Annotated in this window: 15 protein-coding genes; 3 read left to right on the top strand and 12 right to left on the bottom strand. The window is 48.0% G+C overall.

All coding sequences use genetic code 11. The annotated features are described in order from the left end of the window. Nucleotides 1-1,800 carry a UvrD-helicase domain-containing protein gene (locus ACQG11_RS25095; protein WP_004883039.1) on the top strand — a complete coding sequence of 600 codons (1,800 nt, stop codon included), beginning with the start codon at nucleotides 1-3 and terminating at the stop codon, nucleotides 1,798-1,800. Nucleotides 1,801-2,088: 288 nt separating this feature from the next. Next, on the top strand, nucleotides 2,089-3,360 hold the full coding sequence (locus ACQG11_RS25100; protein WP_259409761.1) for a hypothetical protein: 1,272 nt from the start codon (nucleotides 2,089-2,091) through the stop codon (nucleotides 3,358-3,360). Here ACQG11_RS25100 and ACQG11_RS25105 read toward each other — a convergent pair. The 8 genes from ACQG11_RS25105 to ACQG11_RS25140 all read right to left on the bottom strand — a co-directional run bounded on the left by ACQG11_RS25105 (nucleotide 3,295) and on the right by ACQG11_RS25140 (nucleotide 15,811). Then, nucleotides 3,295-3,992 (bottom strand): IS1-like element IS1B family transposase gene (locus tag ACQG11_RS25105; protein ID WP_095033700.1). Its coding sequence is split into 2 segments (ribosomal slippage): nucleotides 3,295-3,743 and nucleotides 3,743-3,992, totalling 699 coding nucleotides; the frame shifts between segments, so codons are not numbered across the junction. The genes ACQG11_RS25100 and ACQG11_RS25105 overlap by 66 nt on opposite strands. A gap of 360 nt (nucleotides 3,993-4,352) precedes the next feature. Beyond that, nucleotides 4,353-5,420 (bottom strand): PDDEXK nuclease domain-containing protein, encoded by a 1,068-nt coding sequence (locus ACQG11_RS25110; RefSeq protein ID WP_004883035.1) that lies wholly within the window; start codon nucleotides 5,418-5,420, stop codon nucleotides 4,353-4,355. Next, entirely contained in the window at nucleotides 5,417-6,616 is a 1,200-nt protein-coding gene (locus ACQG11_RS25115) for a tyrosine-type recombinase/integrase (RefSeq protein WP_022652142.1), read from the bottom strand. The genes ACQG11_RS25110 and ACQG11_RS25115 overlap by 4 nt, the downstream gene beginning before the upstream one ends. 502 nt (nucleotides 6,617-7,118) lie before the next feature. After that, nucleotides 7,119-9,575: an Ig-like domain-containing protein gene (locus ACQG11_RS25120; RefSeq protein ID WP_022652143.1), complete on the bottom strand. Its 2,457-nt coding sequence runs from the start codon at nucleotides 9,573-9,575 to the stop codon at nucleotides 7,119-7,121. 315 nt (nucleotides 9,576-9,890) lie between these two features. Continuing rightward, nucleotides 9,891-12,278 carry an Ig-like domain-containing protein gene (locus ACQG11_RS25125; RefSeq protein WP_022652144.1) on the bottom strand — a complete coding sequence of 796 codons (2,388 nt, stop codon included), beginning with the start codon at nucleotides 12,276-12,278 and terminating at the stop codon, nucleotides 9,891-9,893. 245 nt (nucleotides 12,279-12,523) lie between these two features. Then, entirely contained in the window at nucleotides 12,524-12,700 is a 177-nt protein-coding gene (locus tag ACQG11_RS25130) for a hypothetical protein (protein ID WP_022652145.1), read from the bottom strand. A 14-nt stretch (nucleotides 12,701-12,714) separates the two neighbouring features. Beyond that, nucleotides 12,715-14,391, bottom strand: a complete 1,677-nt coding sequence (locus ACQG11_RS25135; RefSeq protein ID WP_015063091.1) for a DUF4942 domain-containing protein — start codon at nucleotides 14,389-14,391, stop codon at nucleotides 12,715-12,717. 265 nt (nucleotides 14,392-14,656) lie between these two features. After that, complete coding sequence (locus ACQG11_RS25140; protein ID WP_022652146.1) at nucleotides 14,657-15,811, bottom strand: ParB/RepB/Spo0J family partition protein; 1,155 nt, start codon at nucleotides 15,809-15,811, stop codon at nucleotides 14,657-14,659. Nucleotides 15,812-16,150: 339 nt separating this feature from the next. Here ACQG11_RS25140 and ACQG11_RS25145 point away from each other — a divergent pair, with 339 nt between their 5' ends. Further along, nucleotides 16,151-16,996 carry a DNA adenine methylase gene (locus ACQG11_RS25145; RefSeq protein WP_166792053.1) on the top strand — a complete coding sequence of 282 codons (846 nt, stop codon included), beginning with the start codon at nucleotides 16,151-16,153 and terminating at the stop codon, nucleotides 16,994-16,996. 14 nt (nucleotides 16,997-17,010) lie between these two features. On the opposite strand, the gene ACQG11_RS25150 is transcribed toward ACQG11_RS25145, so the two are convergent. The 4 genes from ACQG11_RS25150 to ACQG11_RS25165 all read right to left on the bottom strand — a co-directional run bounded on the left by ACQG11_RS25150 (nucleotide 17,011) and on the right by ACQG11_RS25165 (nucleotide 20,106). Next, nucleotides 17,011-17,832 (bottom strand): hypothetical protein, encoded by an 822-nt coding sequence (locus ACQG11_RS25150; RefSeq protein WP_015063094.1) that lies wholly within the window; start codon nucleotides 17,830-17,832, stop codon nucleotides 17,011-17,013. A gap of 266 nt (nucleotides 17,833-18,098) precedes the next feature. Next, complete coding sequence (locus ACQG11_RS25155) at nucleotides 18,099-18,818, bottom strand: hypothetical protein (protein ID WP_015063095.1); 720 nt, start codon at nucleotides 18,816-18,818, stop codon at nucleotides 18,099-18,101. Then, nucleotides 18,815-19,015 (bottom strand): hypothetical protein, encoded by a 201-nt coding sequence (locus ACQG11_RS25160; protein ID WP_022652148.1) that lies wholly within the window; start codon nucleotides 19,013-19,015, stop codon nucleotides 18,815-18,817. The genes ACQG11_RS25155 and ACQG11_RS25160 overlap by 4 nt, the downstream gene beginning before the upstream one ends. Before the next feature lie 17 nt (nucleotides 19,016-19,032). Then, nucleotides 19,033-20,106, bottom strand: coding sequence for a hypothetical protein (locus ACQG11_RS25165; protein WP_022652149.1), 1,074 nt, complete (start codon nucleotides 20,104-20,106; stop codon nucleotides 19,033-19,035). Nucleotides 20,107-20,647: the final 541 nt, after the last annotated feature.

A 20,647-nucleotide genomic window follows, 5' to 3' on the forward strand; every position in this document is an offset into this window, starting at 1 on the left:
ATGTTCATGTGGAACAAAGATGATCTGAATCCCGAGCAGGAAGCAGCCATTCTGAAGCCAGGGAGCGTCTTTCTCATCGCTTGCCCGGGCAGCGGGAAAACGCGCACGCTCACCTACAAAATCGCCTATGAGTTGTCCAGGCTGAAATCGAACAAGCAGTTTGTCGTTGCCATCACTTATACGCACCGTGCCGCCGACGAAATCCACGAGCGCATTGAGAGCCTTGGGGTGGATACATCCCGATTATGGATAGGAACGATACATTCGTTCTGTCTTGAATGGATATTGAAACCGTACGGCATCTATCACGAAGCGTTGGATCGAGGCTTCCGTGTGATCGATCAGCATGAGCGCGAGAAAATCCTGGAGGCATTGTGCAAGCCTTACCAGAAGCCAAAAATAACATTCTGGGATTGTGAGTTTTATTACACCGAAACTGGATATGTGCTCTCCTGCCCACAAGATTGGAAGCATTCGGGTCTTCACGTCATATTGGGCAAGTATTTTGAGATTCTGCACGAAAGTCGGCAGCTAGACTTTGAGCTCATTCTTTACTATGCGTACCAACTGATCGCACGTCATCCTGCGATCAGCACTCTTCTGGCACAGTTGTTCTCTTTCGTGCTGATCGACGAGTATCAGGACACCAAACGAATTCAGTATTCGATCATCACCGCCATTCTGAAAGCTGGTCAAGGTGCGACCAAGGCCTTTATTGTCGGAGATCCTAACCAGGCGATTTATCAATCGCTTGGCGGATATCCGATTGCCTTCGAGGATTTCAAGGCGATGGCCAATATCGATTTGGACGAACTCGAACTGTCGCGGAACTACCGTTCTTCTGAGCGCATCATTGAGTACTTCGGAAACTACAACGTTCACAACACACGCATCGAAGCCGCATCCGAGGACAAGGCGTACCCAAGCCTTATTTCATTCGACGACACAGTGAGCAAAAATGATCTGGACGCTGAGCTCATCCGGCTCATCCGTTTCAACATTGAGACTATGGGCATCTCACCTCACGAGGTGTGCATTCTCGCGCCACAGTGGACGCATCTTGCAAGCATGACACGTCGTTTGGTCGCCAGCATGCCGGAGTACTCATTCGATGGCCCCGGTATGGTTCCCTTTGCACGGGACACAGAGAATTTCTGGTACAGGCTTTCTAAGATTGCACTTACTCAGGCATCGCCGGGAATGTATGTGCGCAGACTGCGGTGGGCCGGGGAGATTCTGAATGACCTAGAGGCGGCCGGGGCTAGCGTGTCGAAGCTCACGCGGAGGTCCTTGTTGAGGGAGTGCAATGCAATTAAGATCGATGAAACAGATGGTCTTACCTACTTGAGCGCATTTTTCGAGCGTCTGTTTGCAAACTTAGCAATCGACTTTCGCCTTTTCACGCTGCTTCAAGAGCATCACGTTGCCTTCTTCGATAGTTCGCAAGCCCGGGTAAATCGATTGAAGAGTGAAGGTAGCGAATTTATAGGCGATATTGAGACATTCAGGAAGGTATTTCAGCATAGGACTGGAATCACCATCTCGACGATACACGGCGTCAAGGGAGCCGAGTTCGATGCAGTGATCGCTTATGCATTATTAGAAGATATGGTGCCGCATTTCAATGATCCGAACGGTCAAGAAAGCGCGATGAAATTGCTGTATGTCATTGGTTCGCGGGCAAGGAAGAACCTGCACCTTGTTTCGGAACGAGGTCGAGTTCGCCAGTATTCTGGCGAAGAGTATCAAGTAACTCGCAAGCTTGCCTCATGCAGTTTTGGATACGATCAAATTCCATAGAAATCACGAGTAGCGCAACCGCGCTCTCTATGGGATGCCCTACAGCTTTGTTTAGCGTTTGGCTGAATCATCTGCGCGCGGCTCGCTCTGCATGCCCTGCTGTCGCCAGCTCAACATGCAAGCGGAGCGCGCAGGCCCGGATCACAGTGTCGGGCCGTGGAGGGCTGGCGAATGCCAGTCCCGTCAGGGATGAGCGAATAGCGAACGTGGAGCAGCGCGATCCACAAAGTGGAGACGCTCAAGGTTCCGTCGCTTACTATTTGGACTACGGCGAGTTGAGTAAAAAATATGAAAAATATCTTTGAAGAAATCAATGAATTTTCTTCGGAAAAAATCGCGTTATTCAGCTTTGGGAAATTTTGCTACGTCTTTCTTAATAAAGACCCGATCTTTGTCAAGAAATTGCTTCCCCTCATCCAAACCTCTCTGGCAAATGAGAGCTTTCAGGCAGACGTAATGCGTGCTTATACGGAGGGCTGCATGAATGAAAAGGCGGCCATTCTGAAAGAATTTGAAGCCAAACGCGACCATCCAAACGCAGCCAAGTTTTATGGGCCACAGCTTGATCTAGTGGACAAGCGATTGGCTATAAAGACAATCCAGCATTTAATGGACTACTTAAATAATTATCTCAACGAGTATCCGGGATCGCTAGAAATTCTCAACAATTCCTACAAGCATATCCATGACGAAGATGGTGTTTCGTACATAAAAGAAAATTACGCAAATTATCGCATTGGCTGCATTTTTTATTCCAAGCACCAATCAATCATGGGGAGGGCTGAGATGCTGGAGCTAAAATATTCCAAGGTAGTTGAACGTGAGTACGAGAAAATTGGAATTGACATAAGAAAGGAAGATGCTCAGTTCTCTAAATATAGTCTTGTCAGCCTGAACGAGAATATTCAGATATTCAACGACAAGGATAGTCAGACAATACGCGATGAACGCATAGGGCGACACTTCTGGATAAAAGTTCCGAGGAAGCTGCTTACCTCTATCGAGGAACTCATTGAAAAAGGAATGCTGTCCGAAATAGCATTCAGGATTGATTACGTCTCCGATTATGTCCCTGCAATGGAGGAGATGGAGTTTGGCGCTCCGTTGCGATTGAAAATATCTTCCCTTCCTAGATTGTCAAAGTTCTACTCCACCGATAAATATGAGAACAATCTATGGATTCACCATGACGCAGAGAAGCTAAGTTTGACTTTTGAAGAATTGATGGAGGACTTTGAGGTGGCAGGCGACGACGTCGTAACGCAAGTCATCCATCTTGAATACAGTTCAAAAGGCGATGATTTTTTTATAACTCACTTGGATCACGAATTTATCGTATATACGTTGGATAGCTATCAAGAAAGATTGAGCAATGCCAACATCAAGGGGCATAGAAAAATAAAGACATTCAAAATAGATAACTCAATGATCCCGTTTGATATAAATATTAGCGGGGATCTTTTTCTGTTTCAGGTTCTCGGTAATGACTCCAACTTATTGATAGTGTTTTATGTTCAGATAATGCCCGATGACTTTGTCATGCAGCTCCACCGATTTTGAGAACGACAGCGACTTCCGTCCCAGCCGTGCCAGGTGCTGCCTCAGATTCAGGTTATGCCGCTCAATTCGCTGCGTATATCGCTTGCTGATTACGTGCAGCTTTCCCTTCAGGCGGGATTCATACAGCGGCCAGCCATCCGTCATCCATATCACCACGTCAAAGGGTGACAGCAGGCTCATAAGACGCCCCAGCGTCGCCATCGTGCGTTCACCGAATACGTGCGCAACAACCGTCTTCCGGAGCCTGTCATACGCGTAAAACAGCCAGCGCTGGCGCGATTTAGCCCCGACGTATCCCCACTGTTCGTCCATTTCCGCGCAGACGATGACGTCACTGCCCGGCTGTATGCGCGAGGTTACCGACTGCGGCCTGAGTTTTTTAAATGGCGGAAAATCGTGTTGAGGCCAACGCCCATAATGCGGGCGGTTGCCCGGCATCCAACGCCATTCATGGCCATATCAATGATTTTCTGGTGCGTACCGGGTTGAGAAGCGGTGTAAGTGAACTGCAGTTGCCATGTTTTACGGCAGTGAGAGCAGAGATAGCGCTGATGTCCGGCAGTGCTTTTGCCGTTACGCACCACCCCGTCAGTAGCTGAACAGGAGGGACAGCTGATAGAAACAGAAGCCACTGGAGCACCTCAAAAACACCATCATACACTAAATCAGTAAGTTGGCAGCATCACCCAGGTTCTCGATTCGTATTTAAAAAATGATGACTTGATTCGTGAATATTTTGAAAAAATTAACTGACTTTATAGTTTGAGATATTTAATTAAAACAGCGATCGGCATAGAACATGGCGCTGCTGCCCGCGATAATCATGTGATTGGGCGCTCGCGCCCACTAGCCCCAGCGCATCCTTGAGCCGCAGGCCAGTTCCTTATCGGCCTATGGCGATTCCACACTAGCATGGAGCCTCGATAGAGCAAGAGATCCGTTGCCACATGCTCGTGCTGTGGTTTGGGTGTACGGTTGGACAGATGCTGCTGTCAGGACTTCTCGCCAGGCTGCCGCTGCTCGATCTGCAACCGCGCCCGTTCGGTCGCCTGCTGCAACCGCTCCCCCAGCACCGCACGCGGCGGCAGGGTCGTCAGGTATTCGGCTACGTGGATGCCCGACTTGTCCAGCTCCAGCAACTCGATCTGCTCTGACTTCTTGCCGGTACAAAGAATGATGCCCAGCGGCGAGGCTTCCTCCGGTTCGCGTTCGTGCTTGTCGAGCCAACGCAAATAAAGCTCCATCTGCCCCTTGTATGCTGCCTTGAACTCGCCGATCTTCAACTCCACCGCCACCAGCCGCCGCAGCTTGCGGTTATAGAACAGCAGGTCCAGGTGGAAATCCTCGTCGTCGATCTGGATGCGTTTCTGCCGGGCTAGGAAAGAGAAGCCCGCGCCCAACTCCAGCAAAAAAGACTCCATTTCGCGGATGATCGCGGCTTCCAGGTCGCCTTCCTGCCAGGTATCGCGCAGGCCCAGGAAGTCGAGGATGTACGGGTCGCGCATGACCAGCGCCGGCGACATGCGCTGCGCATCGCGCATCGCCGCCAGCTCTTGCGTGATCGTCTCGTCCGGCTTCTTGGACAGCGCCGTGCGCTCGTATAGCATCGAGTCGATGCGCTCGCGTAGCGTCCGCACGCTCCAGCGTTCGGCGCTGGCCATTTGCACGTAGTAGTCCCGCTGGAGCGGGTCTTTTAGCGGCAGCAGCGCCACGAAATGCGACCAGCTCAATTGTCGTGACAGCGTCACGACAATTGGCTCGTCCGAGAAGGTGGCGGCGAACTGCACCATCCGGCGCAGGTTCTTGTCCGCGAAGCTACGTCCGTAGTCGCGGACAAGCTGCGCCGCCAGGGTCGGCAGGATTTCGTCGCCGTACCCGGCCCGCTGCCCGGCAAGCACTTCCGTATGGATGCGCTGGCCAATGCGCCAGAACAGCAATGTCAGCTCGGCATTGACCGCCGAGGCGACGCGCTGGCGCGACGCTTCGATCAGTGCCCGGATGTCGCCCAGCAGCGCGGGCGGCGCTGCTGGCGCTGAGACGGATGCCTTGCGCCGGGTCATGCGGCCACCTCCTTGGCTCCCTGCATCCCGGTGATCGTCTTACGCCGATTCGCCACCAGTTCGGCCGCCTCTCGCACCGGCTTATCCTCGGTGTGGACGTAGCGCATGAACATGACGACGGTCTTGTGCGCCGTTAGCGCCATGCCGACCTTGACCGGGATGCCCGAATTGGCAATGTCGGTCGCCGAACGGTGGCGGATGCCGTGCGTGCCCACGTGCGTAGCGCCAGCCGCCTTGAGCGCACGGCTCCAGCCACCGTAATACTCGCCCGTGGTTAGATGCTTGCCAGCGTGGCTAGGAGAAGGCAGCACATAGCGGCTACCCTCCTGCCGGGGTGCCGTCGAGAGTAGCCGATAGGCTTCCTCGCTCATGGGCTTAGACATGCCGCCTGTCTTGCTGTCAGGCCAGACGACGCGCCGGTTCTGCAAGTCAACCCAGTTCCATTCCAGCGCGATGATTTCCGAGCGGCGGCCGGCGAACTCGAACTGCAGGCGGATTCCCAAAGGGATGACGTAGTTCTCCAGCCCCTCCGACTCGATCTTGTCGAGCTGTCGGAACAGGTTGCCCATTTCTTCGTCGCTGATGAGGTGAGTCGATTTGCCGGCAGGGAACATCGGGACGTGACGGCAAGGGTTGGTACCGTCGGGCCGATAGCCCCATACCTCGGCCATGTTGAACATCTTGCGCAAGACGCTGAATACCTTGTTCGCCTCGGTCTGCTTGTACGAAAGCTTTTCCATCAGTCCGGCGATTTCAGGACGCTTCACGTCCTGAACTTTCTTGCGTCCCAGCAGCGGAATAATGTTGCGATTGATGACAGCCTGATAGCCGGCTTGGGTGCTGAGCTTGTTGCGCTTCTTGGAGTAGTCCTCCATGAACTTCGTGCATAGCTCCTTGATCGTAGGTGCCTGGCGCGCCTCCGCCTTCTCTGCGGCGGGATCTCCGCCTCGGCGGACTTGGGCCAGCCATTCCTGCGCCAGCGACCGCGCCTGTTCGACGGTCAGCTCCCCGTACAGTCCTAGCGAGGGCTTGCGGCGCTCGCCAGCGTTCGTCCGGTACTGGAGCATGAACACCTTGCGACCCGCCGGGGTAATCTTGCACAGGAAGCCGGGGACCAGCGTGTCCCGGAGTTCGACGGCCTCTGCCTGGGGTTGCGCCGCATCGACAGCGGACTTAGTGAGTTTGATCTTAGCCATGATGACTCCTTGGAAAGACCTGGATTCCAAGGGCCGGATAGGAGTCAGGCGGTCGGAAGTCAGGTCAGGTTTCGGAAAGCACCGGCATATGTTGAACTCGCTTAAGTCATTGATAAACCTGCTGTATCGGGCTGTAGCGTAGTCCAGCGAATTTCGGTGCTGGAGTCATGGTGAAATAAAAAAGCCTCCCGTTTAGGCGCCTCTTAAGGATGGGTTTTCGTGGCTAAAGATGAAAAGCAACACGCTTCCCGGTTAGGAGAGTTGCCCAAATCCACTATGCCGGGTGAATGATGTGTTGATCCATGCTGACGGGTAGGTGTATGGGCAGATCCGCAGAGAGCGGCAGGCCAGTTTCATTTGCGGTTTTAGTGATGGGACATCAGGTTATCCACAAAAACGGTGCATAAACCTGTGACCGGAATCTGGATAAGATGGGATAATCATCATCGCGGTGCCATTACCTTGAAAGGGTGACCCGGTACCGGGTCACCCTGCCTCGCTTTTACTTCAGTTCCTCGATATTCAGCATAAATTCTGACGTTCCGCTGACGCCGGAAATCGATGGGAAAATCGGGAAGCTGCGGCTGTCACCCAGACCCAGATCCAGCTGAACGTTTTTGCTCTCCCCTGGTGCTGCGGAAACCCCATTCACCGTAACGCCGAAGGCCGCATCCTTACGTACCGTCAGTATCGCGTCCTGTTTCCCTGTTGCGATAGAACCGTCCTTCTTGCGCAGCTGGCTGGCATACAGTACAGCCAGCGGCGTGTTGTCGGACGTTTTCAGGGCGGTACTGACGGAGATGGTCTTAAGGTTCTCCAGACGTACCAGGTTGTTCGGCAGGTAGTTAAATTCGACGGCGCTTTCTTTAACGTTGTTCATCTCGTCTTTGGCATACACGGTCAACGTGTAGGTTTCACCGTCATTAAGTGACGGGAAGATCTTCGGGTAATTCGGTGTATAGAGATCATTTCCGAGATTTACCCAGGACAACTCAACAGCATCAGATACCGGTCCACCTCGAAGCGTCATGCGAGTTAACGAGGGTTTGGTCAGAGTATCTGCGAGCTGAATTCGGACGTTTTCCAAGCCGAACACTGTCACGTTGCTGGTGATAGGTTTGTTTTCGTAGTTGATACTGATGGACGGCGGCGAGTTATCGACCGTCACGGTTTTGTAGGCTAAGCTTCCCGTGTTGCTGAAAGAATCCTGGGCGTTGAGCTGCACGTTATAGCTGCCCTCCGGGATCTGTTTCAGGTTGAAGTCGTAAGTATAATTCCCGGTTGCTGTGTTACGCCCCGTTTGTTTTCCTGTCACGTTGATATCCGCGTTATTGCGGGATTTGTCAGACAACCACACCCGGCTCAGTTTAACGGCATCGAAATACCATCCGTCTCCTGGCTCGTTGACGAATACCTGAAGAATGTTGGTCGCATCATTGTAGTTGTAGCCAGTAACTGTGGGCCCCTTTGTATGCCAGGCGATGTTTTCCCAGAGCGGCATGAAGAAGGTGGACTCGGTTGTCGAACGCACTTCATAGGCAGTATGTATATAGCCGGTGGTACCGTTTGTAATCGCCTGTGTCAGGTCGACAGTACACGACGTTGACCCGGCAGGGATCTTGCAGGTGGCACTGCCGGTAATTGCTTGTTCGTAGGGGCGTGCTTGCACAGTGAAACGGATCTTGGTTAGGTTCACCGGCATATCTGAAGCCAGAAAATTTTTCCAGTCGACGCTATTGAACCAAGTGCCGTCAGACTTCTGTCGCTCAATCGCAGGACTCCCCCACGCAGGACTTTTTACCGCCGCCGGGTCCCAGTTCAGCCAGGAGGCGTACTGAGTCAGACCGCCACCGGCCCATTGGTACCTGTTCACAGGGCGATAGTAGTTTCCATCCAGAGTACCCTGTGGGAGCTTCACTTCTACGTACACATAGGTCGTGTCTTCTGAAATAACCTTAGAGCCGCCATAATTGTTAAGAATGGTGATGCCGCCGTTACGGTATGGCTGCCAGTTAGTTCGGGGAATACGAATGACCATCCGGTACGGGTTTTCGAGTACAGAGAGCCCCCGCACAAACGGTACGTACCCTGAAGAGATCCCTGGAACCACACTCGTACTGACTCGTGAGTCATGGACCGCAAAGGGCGTATATTCACCTATCTGGTCATCAAATAAAAAGCGCTGCGGAGGAATATTCAGCGTGTTTCCGGCCTTATCAGTGATGATAAAATTGAAGGTGAATTCTTCATTGAGATCGCTGGTGGGCATGCCAGGTTGAGTGACCGCTTCCTTTATCCAGGGGTAAAAGGCACGTTTTGCCGCCGTGTCGTAGCTGAGTGTATTATCGGAAACGACTGTTCCATTGCTGCGCTTGATGACCAACCGGATCTTGTCTATGCCATACGCATCATCAACGCCGTCAGCAAAGATGGAAAACTGGCCAGAACCTCCGCGACCGAGCTCCCAAAGTGGTCCACTCAGGACCATGTCATAGCCTGCGTTCTGGCTTGGGTATATGCTGGTGTACTTCGGCGCTGTAGTATCGATGGTGAAACGATACGTTGTGGAACTTACGACGGCTTGCTGGAGATCTAGCGTGTCATTGATTACCGTGAAAGACCCTTCACCAAGTGCAGGTAACCCCATGTCCTTTCCGTAATACTCTGTGCCGTCGGCAGCAACAATGCGGTCTGCAACACTTATCTTGGCCGTTAGTCCCGAATACATAACCTTTTTATCACTGTCCCTGGTTACAGTCACACGTTCGTACCGGTCTAGACCGGAAATTAAGTTTAGGGTCAGGGCGCCAGCCGGATTGAGATAGCTCTGCGTTGCAGGCTTAAGCGTCATTGCCAGCTGATTGGTGTCGGTATAGGAATAACTGAAAATCTGAGCCGCCGCCGGATAAGTTGAAGAGATGGCCGTGGCAATGATACAGCCTGTCAGTATTTTACGCATGTGATGCTCCCGGGATGTATTTGTCCCTATTTTACAAAATCATTTCTTCTGACCTTGCTGGTTATCAGAGGTATTTCATAGCTTTAAACTTTTGAAAATGTCCGTTATAACAACTTTGGCGAGGTAAAAATTGGCAACGGATTGACTATTGAGATGGATCTTCACCAGGACGAGAAAAAGTGACTTTTCGTACACGAACAAGTAAGCAAGAATTCATGTTTTGATGTAAATGCCACAGTGCGGGAACTGAAAGATATGGGTGGAGGTTTGGCTATATTTCAGCAAGGTGCCGACTTAACGACACCCCAAAATTATTCAGAACTGCGGGAATTCCACGGCAAACTCAGATGTACCAGAAACGCCACTCTTTCCTGGTGTGACAGAATAAATACGTTCTTCACCCTGCCCCATATCAAAAATGATTGCCTTTGTCTCTCCTGGCGCAACGGTTACGCCAGCTACACTTACCGGGAAGTCAGCATCTTTCCGCACGGACAGCGTACCGTTTAACTGCCCAGTAATGACAGAACCATCCTTTCGGCGAAGTACGCTTGTCCGGATAAAAGCCAGTGGCTGGTTATCCGTGGTCTTTAGTGCAGCCGCAGTAGCAAGGGTACGTAGCCTGTCCAGAGTGATCATGTTTGCTGGTTGATAGAGGAAATTGAGCTTTTTCGAGGACCGGTTTCCAGAGGCATCGACTGCGTGAGCTTCAATTGTATAAATGCCATCCTCTTTTGCTATTACGGGAAAGATACGCGGGTACTCTGGCGTATAAACTCCTGAGCCCTGACTGGAATAAGCTAATGTCACCTGTTCACTGTTTGGTCCACCGCTCAACACCAGTGATTCAAGCGAGGCGTCACCTGAAGGGTCAGCTACACTAATTCTGAGGTTTTCTAGTCCCTTAACCAGTTTGCCTTCAGGATCATCATTCAGATACCGGTAGGAAATTAGAGGGGCAGTGGAGTCAATGGTAAGCAAATCATTTATCACGTAGTTTGCCGTGTTGCCCACAAGATCTCTTGCATAGGCGGACAGAACGGTATATTTGCCGTCCGGCAGATCAGCATAGGAAATGACCGCGTTTTTTGTTTTAAAATCACTCTCTGTCCATGTCCTGGCGGGTAGGTCAATCACATTCCCCGTTTCGGTTTTAAGCACCACGCCAAATTCTCGGGTATCCCATGCTCCTATTTGCCATCCATTTATCCGGTCATCATCAGTAACCGTCATGGTTACATTTTTATCCATACGGTTAATTTTTACGGCGTTAATAACCGGTGGGTTGTTATCCCAAATCACTACGAATGCCCCAGCCAGATTATCATAAATAGCAGTACCGTCTTTACCTGAGACCAGATGGATGTATTGCATCCCCTTATCGGAAGTAAAGGTATAATCCACGTTCATGGTACAACCAGTGCTTCCTACCGGGATAAGGCAGTACCAGTTACGGTTCGAATTAGCTGCAACCCGTTGTACATAGTTACGAGGTTCGGTAGTCACGCGTATTTGGGTAAATTTGGCAGTTCTTACATTCCCAGTAGCACTGCTCCATTTACCGGTATCACTACGAAAAATTTCTTTGCTTGTGACCTTTGGTGCAAGTTCCATGGTTGGGGAAGGAGTGAAAGATAACTCAGAGTGATGGTACCGACGAACGCCTCCCGCAAGTGTCTGGAATTCGTGATAAATATCACCGGTACTGGGGAAAACAAAATTGAACGAATAAATATTATATGTGCTGTCAGAACTTTGATAATTGGCATCTGCCCACCCAAAGCTTGTTTTATTAGCAGCAGTAAAGTTACTTTTATTCCTGAGTACCCGCAATGATATTGGATTACTGTAAACAGTTATCCCAGCTGAGTAGTTTTCCCAGGTATTTGTCCTGGTATTAAGCACCTGTAGAACAGAAGGAGGGTTGACCCGATCAATCACACTTTGTCTGCTTACTGATGCTTTATTTCCTGCCTTGTCATAAACATAAAGGCCCATACGGTATTCAGACTGAGAAGCTGGCGCCAGGGCTGGATCGCTCGCAGTAGTATTTTGGACGGTTACTGAATTATCGACCAGGTTAATTACAGCCCCTCTCTTTCGTTCAACGCCGTTCGAATCGACAAGAAAGTACTCAGCCCGGTCGAGACCAGAGCGACTGTCTGAAAGGCCTGAAAAGACGAGAGCCTGAACAGAGGCATACTGCATACCTGAAGGAACGCTGGTAAAGATGGCTTCGCTACCATATTGCCATCCATTTCGCGTATATCCAATTGTGCTAGTTTTAGGGGGAGTGCGGTCGATAGATATAACGTAGTCCCGGCGAGAAATTTCATTATTTTGGAGATCTGTGATCACTTCCCTCAGGGTGTAATTATCTTCACCAAACGCAGGGACACTTAACCTTTTTCCATAATAGTCATACCCGCTACTGGAGGTCATACGGTCATCAACCGTAACTTTGCTACTTTTCGTGCTCCACAAGCTTGCACCGTTGACATTAAGTAACGACAACTGGACGTACCGGTCTAAGCCGGAGATTACATCAGCCTCGAATGAGGTTGCTGGATTAATCCACTGCACAGATGGAACAACAATCTTTGGTTGATTCTGAGTGTCATTGAATCTTAACTCTGCAATCTCAGCTTGTGCCGTAAACGAAAAAGCTATGAGTGGTGCTAAAAGTATCGCCCTGCATTTCATGATTATCCTCCCCCAGTCAGGTATCAATAATACCAAGTGAGCAAGGCTAACTTTTCTGGGAAGGGGATATAAAAAACAAGAAAAAAAGAGTGAAATGTTCGCCAATAAAAGCAGGAATGCGAAGTGCTTAACATGCACTATTAATCACAGTTTATCTCATCCTGAGTAATAACCACTGCTCGGGCTCCCCGCTATCTTGTAGGGAGCCCATAAAGGGAGCAATCTGTACCAACTCCTTTAACAGGTTAGTTTTCAAACCAGGGCGAATCGGCAGCGTTGGCGGAGTCTTCACTTTGCGGTGACTCTCCCAGAAATTGCACTTCATGTACCGGTTTACTTTTCCCCAGGCTCTGCTGGAAATCATCCATCATAAATTCAACATCATTTTGGTCCTCTGGCAGGCCAGGTGAGATTTCAGACATGGTCTTTCCTTCAGTTAAAGGCATTCTACATACAGAACACGGACGGAGACGGCAGTGTTGTCAAACTCGTTATCGAAGGTGTCCATCCATTCAGCACGGTATCCCTCGCCCAGCAGGTTATCGATCCCCTGAAGGGATAGCGGCAGGACGGCCGCTAAACGCCCGCCGGAAACGAGATGAGACGCAGCGGCCAGTAGATGGAGTTTAGCCCGGTTGTCAGCAAAAGGTGGGTTCATCACCACGCAGTCGAATTTCTGATTTGGGTTCGCTGCTGACCATGCCAGAAAATCGGCCTCCGTTGTATCGTAACCTTTAGCTCGGGAGACCAGACAATTTAGTGTATCCAGTTCGATGCCGGTAACGTTGACGCTCTTAGGAAAACATTGCAGCAAATCCCCGTGCCCGATGCTTGGCTCTAGCAGTCGCTCCCCCTCCCCGGTCGCAATAATGGATGCGACGTATTCACTGAGTCGCAGCGATGAAGGGTAAAACTGGTGGGATACAATATCGGGCATGGCACCCATATGACCGATGAAGCGCATCACTTCGGTCGGGTCATAATCAAATGTCACATGGTAGCTAGTAATCCGGGCACCGAGGAACCGCAGAACCTCCGCGTTCACCTGCCGCGTTTTATCAGCGAACTCACCGGCATAACCGAGCGATGTCCAGCTGGACCATTCCTTTTCATTCCGAGTGAATTCCAGCTCTGCGAGCTGCATCCGTGAATGAAAATCGATGCAGCGTTTCAGTGCCGGGAACTCCTGCAACGTGGCTTTGTAATGGGCTAAGCGTTCAGTAGGCAGCGCCAGAGGGACAATGGCAGCAAGAATGTTGTTAAGCCGTTCTGCAATATCAGGATGTACATCAATGTGCATCGAACCATTCTTGTAAACCCGAAAACGAATACTGTTGCCATCCAGGCTGATCCAATTTCTGAACCCAGCATGACCAACCATATTCTCAACCATTTTTTTCGTGTCATAGACCGGTTTAACTGTTTCTCCCCGGAAATAAGAACAGATCACCCGCAGTTCCGACAGTGGCATGAGTCCTGATTCTTTGAATTCAACTTTAAGTTTTACCCACTTGTCTTTCACCCCTTCACAGACACCGACGGTGATCATGCGGGTTGAGAAACCAAAAGCTTTATTGGTTTTGTGGTGACGGCTTAATGATTGAAAAACGGCATAGACGCGCTCTTTAATGAACTGATGCCGGTCATTGAGCAATGTGACAACCGTGGCAACTACTGCGTCGAGTGTAAACTCAGGGATCTCTTGCGGAGGCCGGTGATACCGGTCAGCAGTAAATTGCTTGTCCCATTCGTTCTTTTTTTCGTCAGACATCACGGACAGCACATCGGTAAGGGCCATTACCCGCTTCCAGTACTCAGAACGAAGTGCATTTTCTGCGTACAGGGCATCTGTTTCTGAAATGAGATGGTTATAGCCCGAGAGGTAGGAATAGAGCTTCTGATTTCCGTATTTCATAAACTGAGTGGACATGGACCTCAGTAAACTAAGCTCTTCGTTATAGGATTCGACCTGGCTGGCAATGATGCCAAGCTCTTCCCGCATTTCGGGCAGAAAGTTATCCTCGTTAACACTGAGGCCAGTTAGGGGCATACAAGCGACCAGAGAGTTCCCTGGGGCGCCAATTTGGGGGAAATTAGATTCAACAGCAGACATAGTATCAGTCCTTTATGTAGGAATTATCTATTACCAGGATATCAACCTCGTTCAAAAAGCTAATAGGTTGGGCGACATAAAAATCTCGAAAGTTGCGCTGCGGGAGGTAGGACAGACAGATGTCGTTTTAATGAAGAGAAAGCGTGCCGGAGACAGGACAAAAAAAAGCCCCTACTTAGTAGGGGCAATGGGCGAGAGCCTGGGTGGCTCGTTCTTGAATATCGTACTTCTAATTATGTGCTACTCATAAGTTGAAATGCTTAATTCAAGCCTGTGCTGGTGGTGCTTCAGATTGTGGTTCTCCGCCAGTATTTGTGTTTTTCGCGGATTTGTAAGTCACTTTCTCCCCTTTCAATCGAGCTTGCCGATTTTCGACCCGGCGAAGCTGCTTGTTTTCTGCTTCAGTGATCTCACTTTGCAGGTTCTTGAGCATCTCCAGCATGCTTCGGTTCAACGTAAAGGAAATTTCTTCATCTTCGCTGGAGTCGGTCACTTCGGGAAGTTGGATATCACCGAGTTTCTGCAACAAACTCGTAGTGATGAGTTTGACCCCTTCTACGGCTTTTGTGGCGAGAACAGGTGGAACACGTGCCGGTTTAAAATCGGAAGGGACAACACGAATACTGCCACGTGGCGTCTTCTTAATCTTGATACCGCTTGAATCAGCTTTCTCAAGCTCGGCGATCATTTTTTCGATACGAGAGATGGCTTCCGTTTCACCGAACTCATCAATAAGGGATAGGACTGCAACATAGGAAATAGCATCGGCATGGATTAATTTTTTGATGTAGACAGAGCATCCGGTCAGACGAATGAGAGCAGCAATGGTTGTACTACTCTTGCCCTCACGTTCGGCAATACGATCAAGCGACCATCCGCCCAGCGCCTGAAGACGTCTGTAGGATTCACCCAGTGCCACTGGAGAAAGAGCCAGACCACGGTTCCCGTCAATTGTCGTCAGTTCGCAGCTGATCTCATCGGCTTTCATCTCGATGCAAAGAATGGTGAGGTCAGTATGTCCTTCTGCCTGAGCCATTAAAGCCGCTTTTAAACGGCAATGGCCCTGGCAAACGTACGGAATACCGTCTTTGATCAGAACGCGTATAGGGTCAACGTAATCACCCCGGATGAATGCACACTTGATGTTATTGAGATGATCTACGACTTCCGGCAGCTGGTAATATGCCTCCCCCATCCCCATCTCACGGGAGTTGAAGCCTGGCGAGATTTGAACCACTGAAGGGTTGATAGCCCAAGCTTTTTGTTCAGTGACTTCATTACAAAGGTCAGGGTTCGCGTCGCGGAACTGCTTCATGCCACTGACGAATCGGCCGGAACCTGTCACTGTTGAAAATGACACGAGGGGTGATTTAAAGACCCGTGAGTTAGTTTGCTGGGAATCAGTCATCAGATCACTCATAGATACTCCGTTGTATTCTTTTTTGCCATACCTTTCATCTGTGCGTGAATACTACCGGAAAAAAAAATCTCACTTTTTCGTTAAAAAGGTACTTTTGGGGTTTATTCCGAATTTCGCGAAGCAAAACGTTCTGATGCTCAGACCTAAAAGATTAAATAAACAATTAAAAACAAATGTTTATGCGAGCTAAGAAGGTAGTTAACTTTTTTGCCAAAAAGTGAAAAAAAATAAAAAAATGTGTCGGAATGAAAATTTCTTTCACAACACCCGCGATTTTCCCTGCTTAAACCTTGTTGGTTGTAATCCGGCTTTCGGTACCATAAGGGTGACATACCGATAATGCTTAAAGGAGAATACGCGTTGCGAAAACATACACCAATCATCAAATGGGCGGGGGGTAAAACCAAACTGATGCCATTCATCAGTCAGCATTTCCCACATGATCAGAGCCGTCGGTGGGTCGAACCACTTATCGGCGGGGGCGCTGTGTTCCTTAACATGTTTGCCACCGATGCACTCTTGGCAGACAGTAATCCGGATCTAATCAATCTGTACCGCAACATCCAGCGGAATAAATCGGCATTCATCAGAGAAGTGAATCTTCTGGCGGAAAGGGAATTTGATAAAGAGGATTACTTAAAGCTGAGGAACACGTTTAACAGCACCAGTTTGGATGATGCCCCGCTGCAACGAGCAGTCCTTTTCTACGCAATGAACCGACTCGGATATAACGGCCTGTGTCGTTACAATCTGAAACGTAAGTACTCAGTTCCGTGGGGGAATCGATCCAAGTTAACTCTGGACCCCCAGAAAGTCGATTATCTCTCATTCAGACTTTCTGGCGTTGAGCTGACAACCGCAGATTTTGGTCTGACGTTGGAGAGTGCTGGTGGTTGTGACCAAATTTATTGCGATCCGCCTTATGATAAAATCAGCAAAACCAGCTTTGTCAGTTATGACGGCATACCGTTCAATAAGAGCGCACATGTTAAACTGGCGGATATGCTGGTGGCAGCTCATCGTAAAGGGGCTTCAGTGGCCATATCCAACAGCTTGACTCCCTTTACGCTGGAGCTCTATGAAGAACGCGGTTTTGAAATTCATACTCTCAATGCTTACCGTTCTGTCGGCAGTCAATCAAAATCGCGAAAAAAGGAAAAAGAGATCCTGGCTGTCCTTCGTTAAGTGACAGTCAGTGGTTAGTCGATCGGGCTTATCCATTCCTCAAAGCTCAAAACTTCGGAATGGTCCCGACTGGCATAAGGAATAAACTGAAGCTCTTCGATGGACCGCTCCCCTCTCTTACCTTCACAAATAAACGATATAAGCCCCAGATCTGCAAGTTGGGTAAGAACATGCATGATTCGTACGTTCACCGTCTGCAACTGAAGAGCGTTAGCAATATCGGTAATTTTATGGGAATGGCGCCGAGACTTTCGCAAATATTCAAAAATGACAAGTTGGGTATTACGTCTCTTCAATAACTTCTCGGTCATAAATTCCTGAATTAACCCCCCAAGTAACACCAAGATCGGCCGCAGCACACCAGGGAACATCAAAGTATAAGACTGTGATGTTTTGATCAGTGTAAAGGACGTCAGAAAGCTAAAGTTCAGGCGCTTCTTTGAATACGGGATATATACGGCCAATGTAGTCGACAAGTGAGTAAGTAATTCTTCCAGATGATCCAATGTGATCATTGCTGTTTTATCGGTATTACGCAGACCGTGATAATCAATAAATGCCACTCTGGCACGACTCAGCCATTCATGTATGTTAATGGATACAGTGAACGGAGCATTTTCATCGACAACGTTGGCGGCATGATCAGCGAGCTGGTTGTGGATTAGCATAGACAGCTGGTAAAACGGAAACCGGCAGGATGGATGACACTGTAGTCCCGTTAGGGTAAGTTTTGTAGTACTCGAGCCATTTAGCGGAAAAGTAACTTTCCGGGATATAATTTTTGCTGACGCTCTTGCTGACTTGCAGATGAACCCAAGTCCAAGATCATTTTGCATACATCACTCCGTTTTAACAAAATCGCCTTAACCTGAATGTTAAGGAGAATAAAATTAAATATATAATTAATAAGATTATCATTTTTAATTTAAAAGATTAGTTAATAACGGGTGTTGAATTTAAAGAAATAGGCATATTTTTCGGAGTTTAAAACCGGGTAAAAACCCGATGCGTGAGCAACAAATTTGACGTGAGTGAGTCGGCACGACAGTGCAGAAAGCCTGTGGCTAATGAATAAACACCCTGTATTTGGGAGTTCTGTTCACTACGCACTAGGCTTTGTGGTTAATTTAAACACCGTCAGTAATGCGTAGGGCACAGAGTCAAAATAGTGGATCTTTCTCACCCTTCCGGAAAGATGATAGCTATGCCCCAATAAAACATGATCCTGCACATTACCTGTTAATGCGAATCCATCATTCTGCTTTTTGCCTGTAAAAGTAAAAAAGTAGCTGTGGGAGCCTTTTGAAAAAGCAGCTCGCACTTCTGTAAAAATGATATCAATACTCACTACATCACCAATGCTGAAAGAATGCTCAACAGGTACATCAGCGTTTTCTGGCAAATCTTTAGAAACGGGTTGGTAAGTTGAGTAGAAAGATTCTAACTGACGAACTGTTAAAAAGAGATTGTTGTTTAACTGCTGTGAAATGCTTACTGCAAACTTAGAATTATCGGCTTGTAACAATGCCAGGTGCCCGCTGTGCCTACGTTTCCAAGCGTCTAGATCGGGATTGCAGCGAAATTCCGGGATAGTTTCAAGAAATTCGATGCCCTCTTTCAGTACCAGTTTTTCCTCTGTGGCCGGTGACGTTTTGCTTCCATTACATGTCACGCAGACGGCGTTTGCGATTTCTCCTGTCCCTCCGCAGGCAAAGCATTCACGTGTGATCATGGCATAATAGTGCCCATCGTTACCGTGGAAAGGCTTTACGACCGCTGGCAATAAATAACCATCGTGAGTAAAAAAAATTGAATGTTTCATTTTTTAAGGTTCTCCAGACGTCCCTCCACGATAAGTAAAGCGTCAGTCACTTTCTGTACATACTGATCATGTCCTTCTTCAAAATGATCAAAGCGCTTACCAGCGTTGATCTCAACAATGTTACGGTCGAGCGAGGCTTTCGCAATAAGTAAATCGTTAAAAGTATTAATGACGGTAAAATGTACAATCTTGTCCATAAATTATCCTCAGCTATCTACTCATTTGTCAAAAGGTCACGAATTTCGTTCAGTTCTGTAACCTTAGATTTTGGAATGATGATTGCAGTATTTTCATCATTTAGAAGACTTAATACAAGTTGAAGTTTTGCTTCATCTAAAGTGATCTTTACACTTTCATTTGTTTTTGTGATTAAAGTGTTACTGACGTTCATAAATAAATTAGAATGCTGTCCGTCTAAAATTAATTCTGTCAGTTTATTATTGTCTGACATTGTTGACCCTACATTATCAATCAAACCAATAAATTCATTTTTTAACCGTTCAGTTTTTTTATGTGAAAGACGTTTAATACCTAACGAACTGCGAGTGATAGACTTTGTTTTAATGTCTTTAGGGTTAATATGTACAGGAGGTTTTTCCTGTTCTTCGAGTGGCTCACTGTTTGTTGCTGTTTCAACGGTTGTTGGTTTCGATAAATCAAGTACGCCAGAAGATGGCACTAAAAAAGAACAGGACTCCAAGTGTGCAAGGACTTTTGCATGATCATTGGAATACTTCAACATGATTTCAATCGCGAGTGTTTTTTTAATAAGGTTTAGGCTGATTAAACGTTGCAGTTCTAAAGGCATATCAAGGATTTTAAGCTGATTGCGAATCGCTGTGCCAGACCGCTGATAGCGCATAGCAAGGGATTCAACGGTAGAGCCAAGCTTCAGGGTCTCTGCGAGTGCGTAAGCTAGTGCAACGGGATTGAGACTGTTATTCCTGTTCCCATCAAGGTTCTCTAGGTATTCTTCGATTTTATCCTTGTAGTGCATAAGTACGACTGAAAAGAGCTGGATGTCAGCTCCTTCCGCGAGAGCAAGCAATAATGCTCTGTAACGACAATGCCCTTGCCGGACAACGTACTTGGAGTCCTTCTTTACTACCTTAATTAAATCAACACGTCGCCCCTCTTTATAGGCTTGCTTGAGAGAAATAATTGCCGATTTTACTGGCTCCTGTTCGTAACAAAGATCACCGATTACCGCTTCCCGTGGATTAAATCCAGGCTCGATAATAAGATCTTTTGGGCTGATTTCAATAATCTGATAGTCGCAATGATTCATATAAGCACCTTTTTTTATTACATGATACATTAATGCTCTCAGATTCAAACAACTCTGAAGGCATAAAAAACAAAATTTCTTTTAGTGGTTAGGTATCTTACTAATTCAAAAATAGGCTGTTTTAAAAATTAAATTAAAAAGAAAATCTGAATAGTTTGAATTTATCTTTCTTAATAACTTCATGCTAACTGATATTTTTCCCGGCTGCATTCTATACAGGGTTTGTATCCAATCCTAAATTTGTAGGGCCAGAGCTCTTTCTCAGAGGGAATTTATCCCCGTTTTCCACAAGATAGATCAATTCTTTAGATCAATAGAGATCAATAGAGAACAATAAAGATCACGACCATTGTAACGTGATGATTTTTAAAAGAAATAGCAATGATCCGGCATTCAGGTGCATGCGAAAAGCATTTGATCGAATAAGAAAAGCATTTACTTGAATTGAAAAGGCATTTAGTTTAATGCGTGAAAAGCATTTGGACGAATAATCTATTCACAGCTAAATGTAGAAAGGGAAAAACATGGTGGGTAAGTTTAA

The sequence above is a fragment of the Enterobacter cloacae complex sp. 372C4 genome, assembly GCF_050030615.1.
Classification (GTDB): Bacteria; Pseudomonadota; Gammaproteobacteria; order Enterobacterales; family Enterobacteriaceae; genus Enterobacter; species Enterobacter intestinihominis.

What these genes read in the sequence shown, in the direction of transcription:
- ACQG11_RS25095 (WP_004883039.1), top strand. Translation starts at nt 1, where the DNA reads ATGTTCATGTGGAACAAAGATGATCTGAATCCCGAGCAGGAAGCAGCC.
- ACQG11_RS25100 (WP_259409761.1), top strand. Translation starts at nt 2,089, where the DNA reads ATGAAAAATATCTTTGAAGAAATCAATGAATTTTCTTCGGAAAAAATC.
- ACQG11_RS25110 (WP_004883035.1), bottom strand. Translation starts at nt 5,420, where the DNA reads ATGACCCGGCGCAAGGCATCCGTCTCAGCGCCAGCAGCGCCGCCCGCG.
- ACQG11_RS25115 (WP_022652142.1), bottom strand. Translation starts at nt 6,616, where the DNA reads ATGGCTAAGATCAAACTCACTAAGTCCGCTGTCGATGCGGCGCAACCC.
- ACQG11_RS25120 (WP_022652143.1), bottom strand. Translation starts at nt 9,575, where the DNA reads ATGCGTAAAATACTGACAGGCTGTATCATTGCCACGGCCATCTCTTCA.
- ACQG11_RS25125 (WP_022652144.1), bottom strand. Translation starts at nt 12,278, where the DNA reads ATGAAATGCAGGGCGATACTTTTAGCACCACTCATAGCTTTTTCGTTT.
- ACQG11_RS25130 (WP_022652145.1), bottom strand. Translation starts at nt 12,700, where the DNA reads ATGTCTGAAATCTCACCTGGCCTGCCAGAGGACCAAAATGATGTTGAA.
- ACQG11_RS25135 (WP_015063091.1), bottom strand. Translation starts at nt 14,391, where the DNA reads ATGTCTGCTGTTGAATCTAATTTCCCCCAAATTGGCGCCCCAGGGAAC.
- ACQG11_RS25140 (WP_022652146.1), bottom strand. Translation starts at nt 15,811, where the DNA reads ATGAGTGATCTGATGACTGATTCCCAGCAAACTAACTCACGGGTCTTT.
- ACQG11_RS25145 (WP_166792053.1), top strand. Translation starts at nt 16,151, where the DNA reads ATGCTTAAAGGAGAATACGCGTTGCGAAAACATACACCAATCATCAAA.
- ACQG11_RS25150 (WP_015063094.1), bottom strand. Translation starts at nt 17,832, where the DNA reads ATGCAAAATGATCTTGGACTTGGGTTCATCTGCAAGTCAGCAAGAGCG.
- ACQG11_RS25155 (WP_015063095.1), bottom strand. Translation starts at nt 18,818, where the DNA reads ATGAAACATTCAATTTTTTTTACTCACGATGGTTATTTATTGCCAGCG.
- ACQG11_RS25160 (WP_022652148.1), bottom strand. Translation starts at nt 19,015, where the DNA reads ATGGACAAGATTGTACATTTTACCGTCATTAATACTTTTAACGATTTA.
- ACQG11_RS25165 (WP_022652149.1), bottom strand. Translation starts at nt 20,106, where the DNA reads ATGAATCATTGCGACTATCAGATTATTGAAATCAGCCCAAAAGATCTT.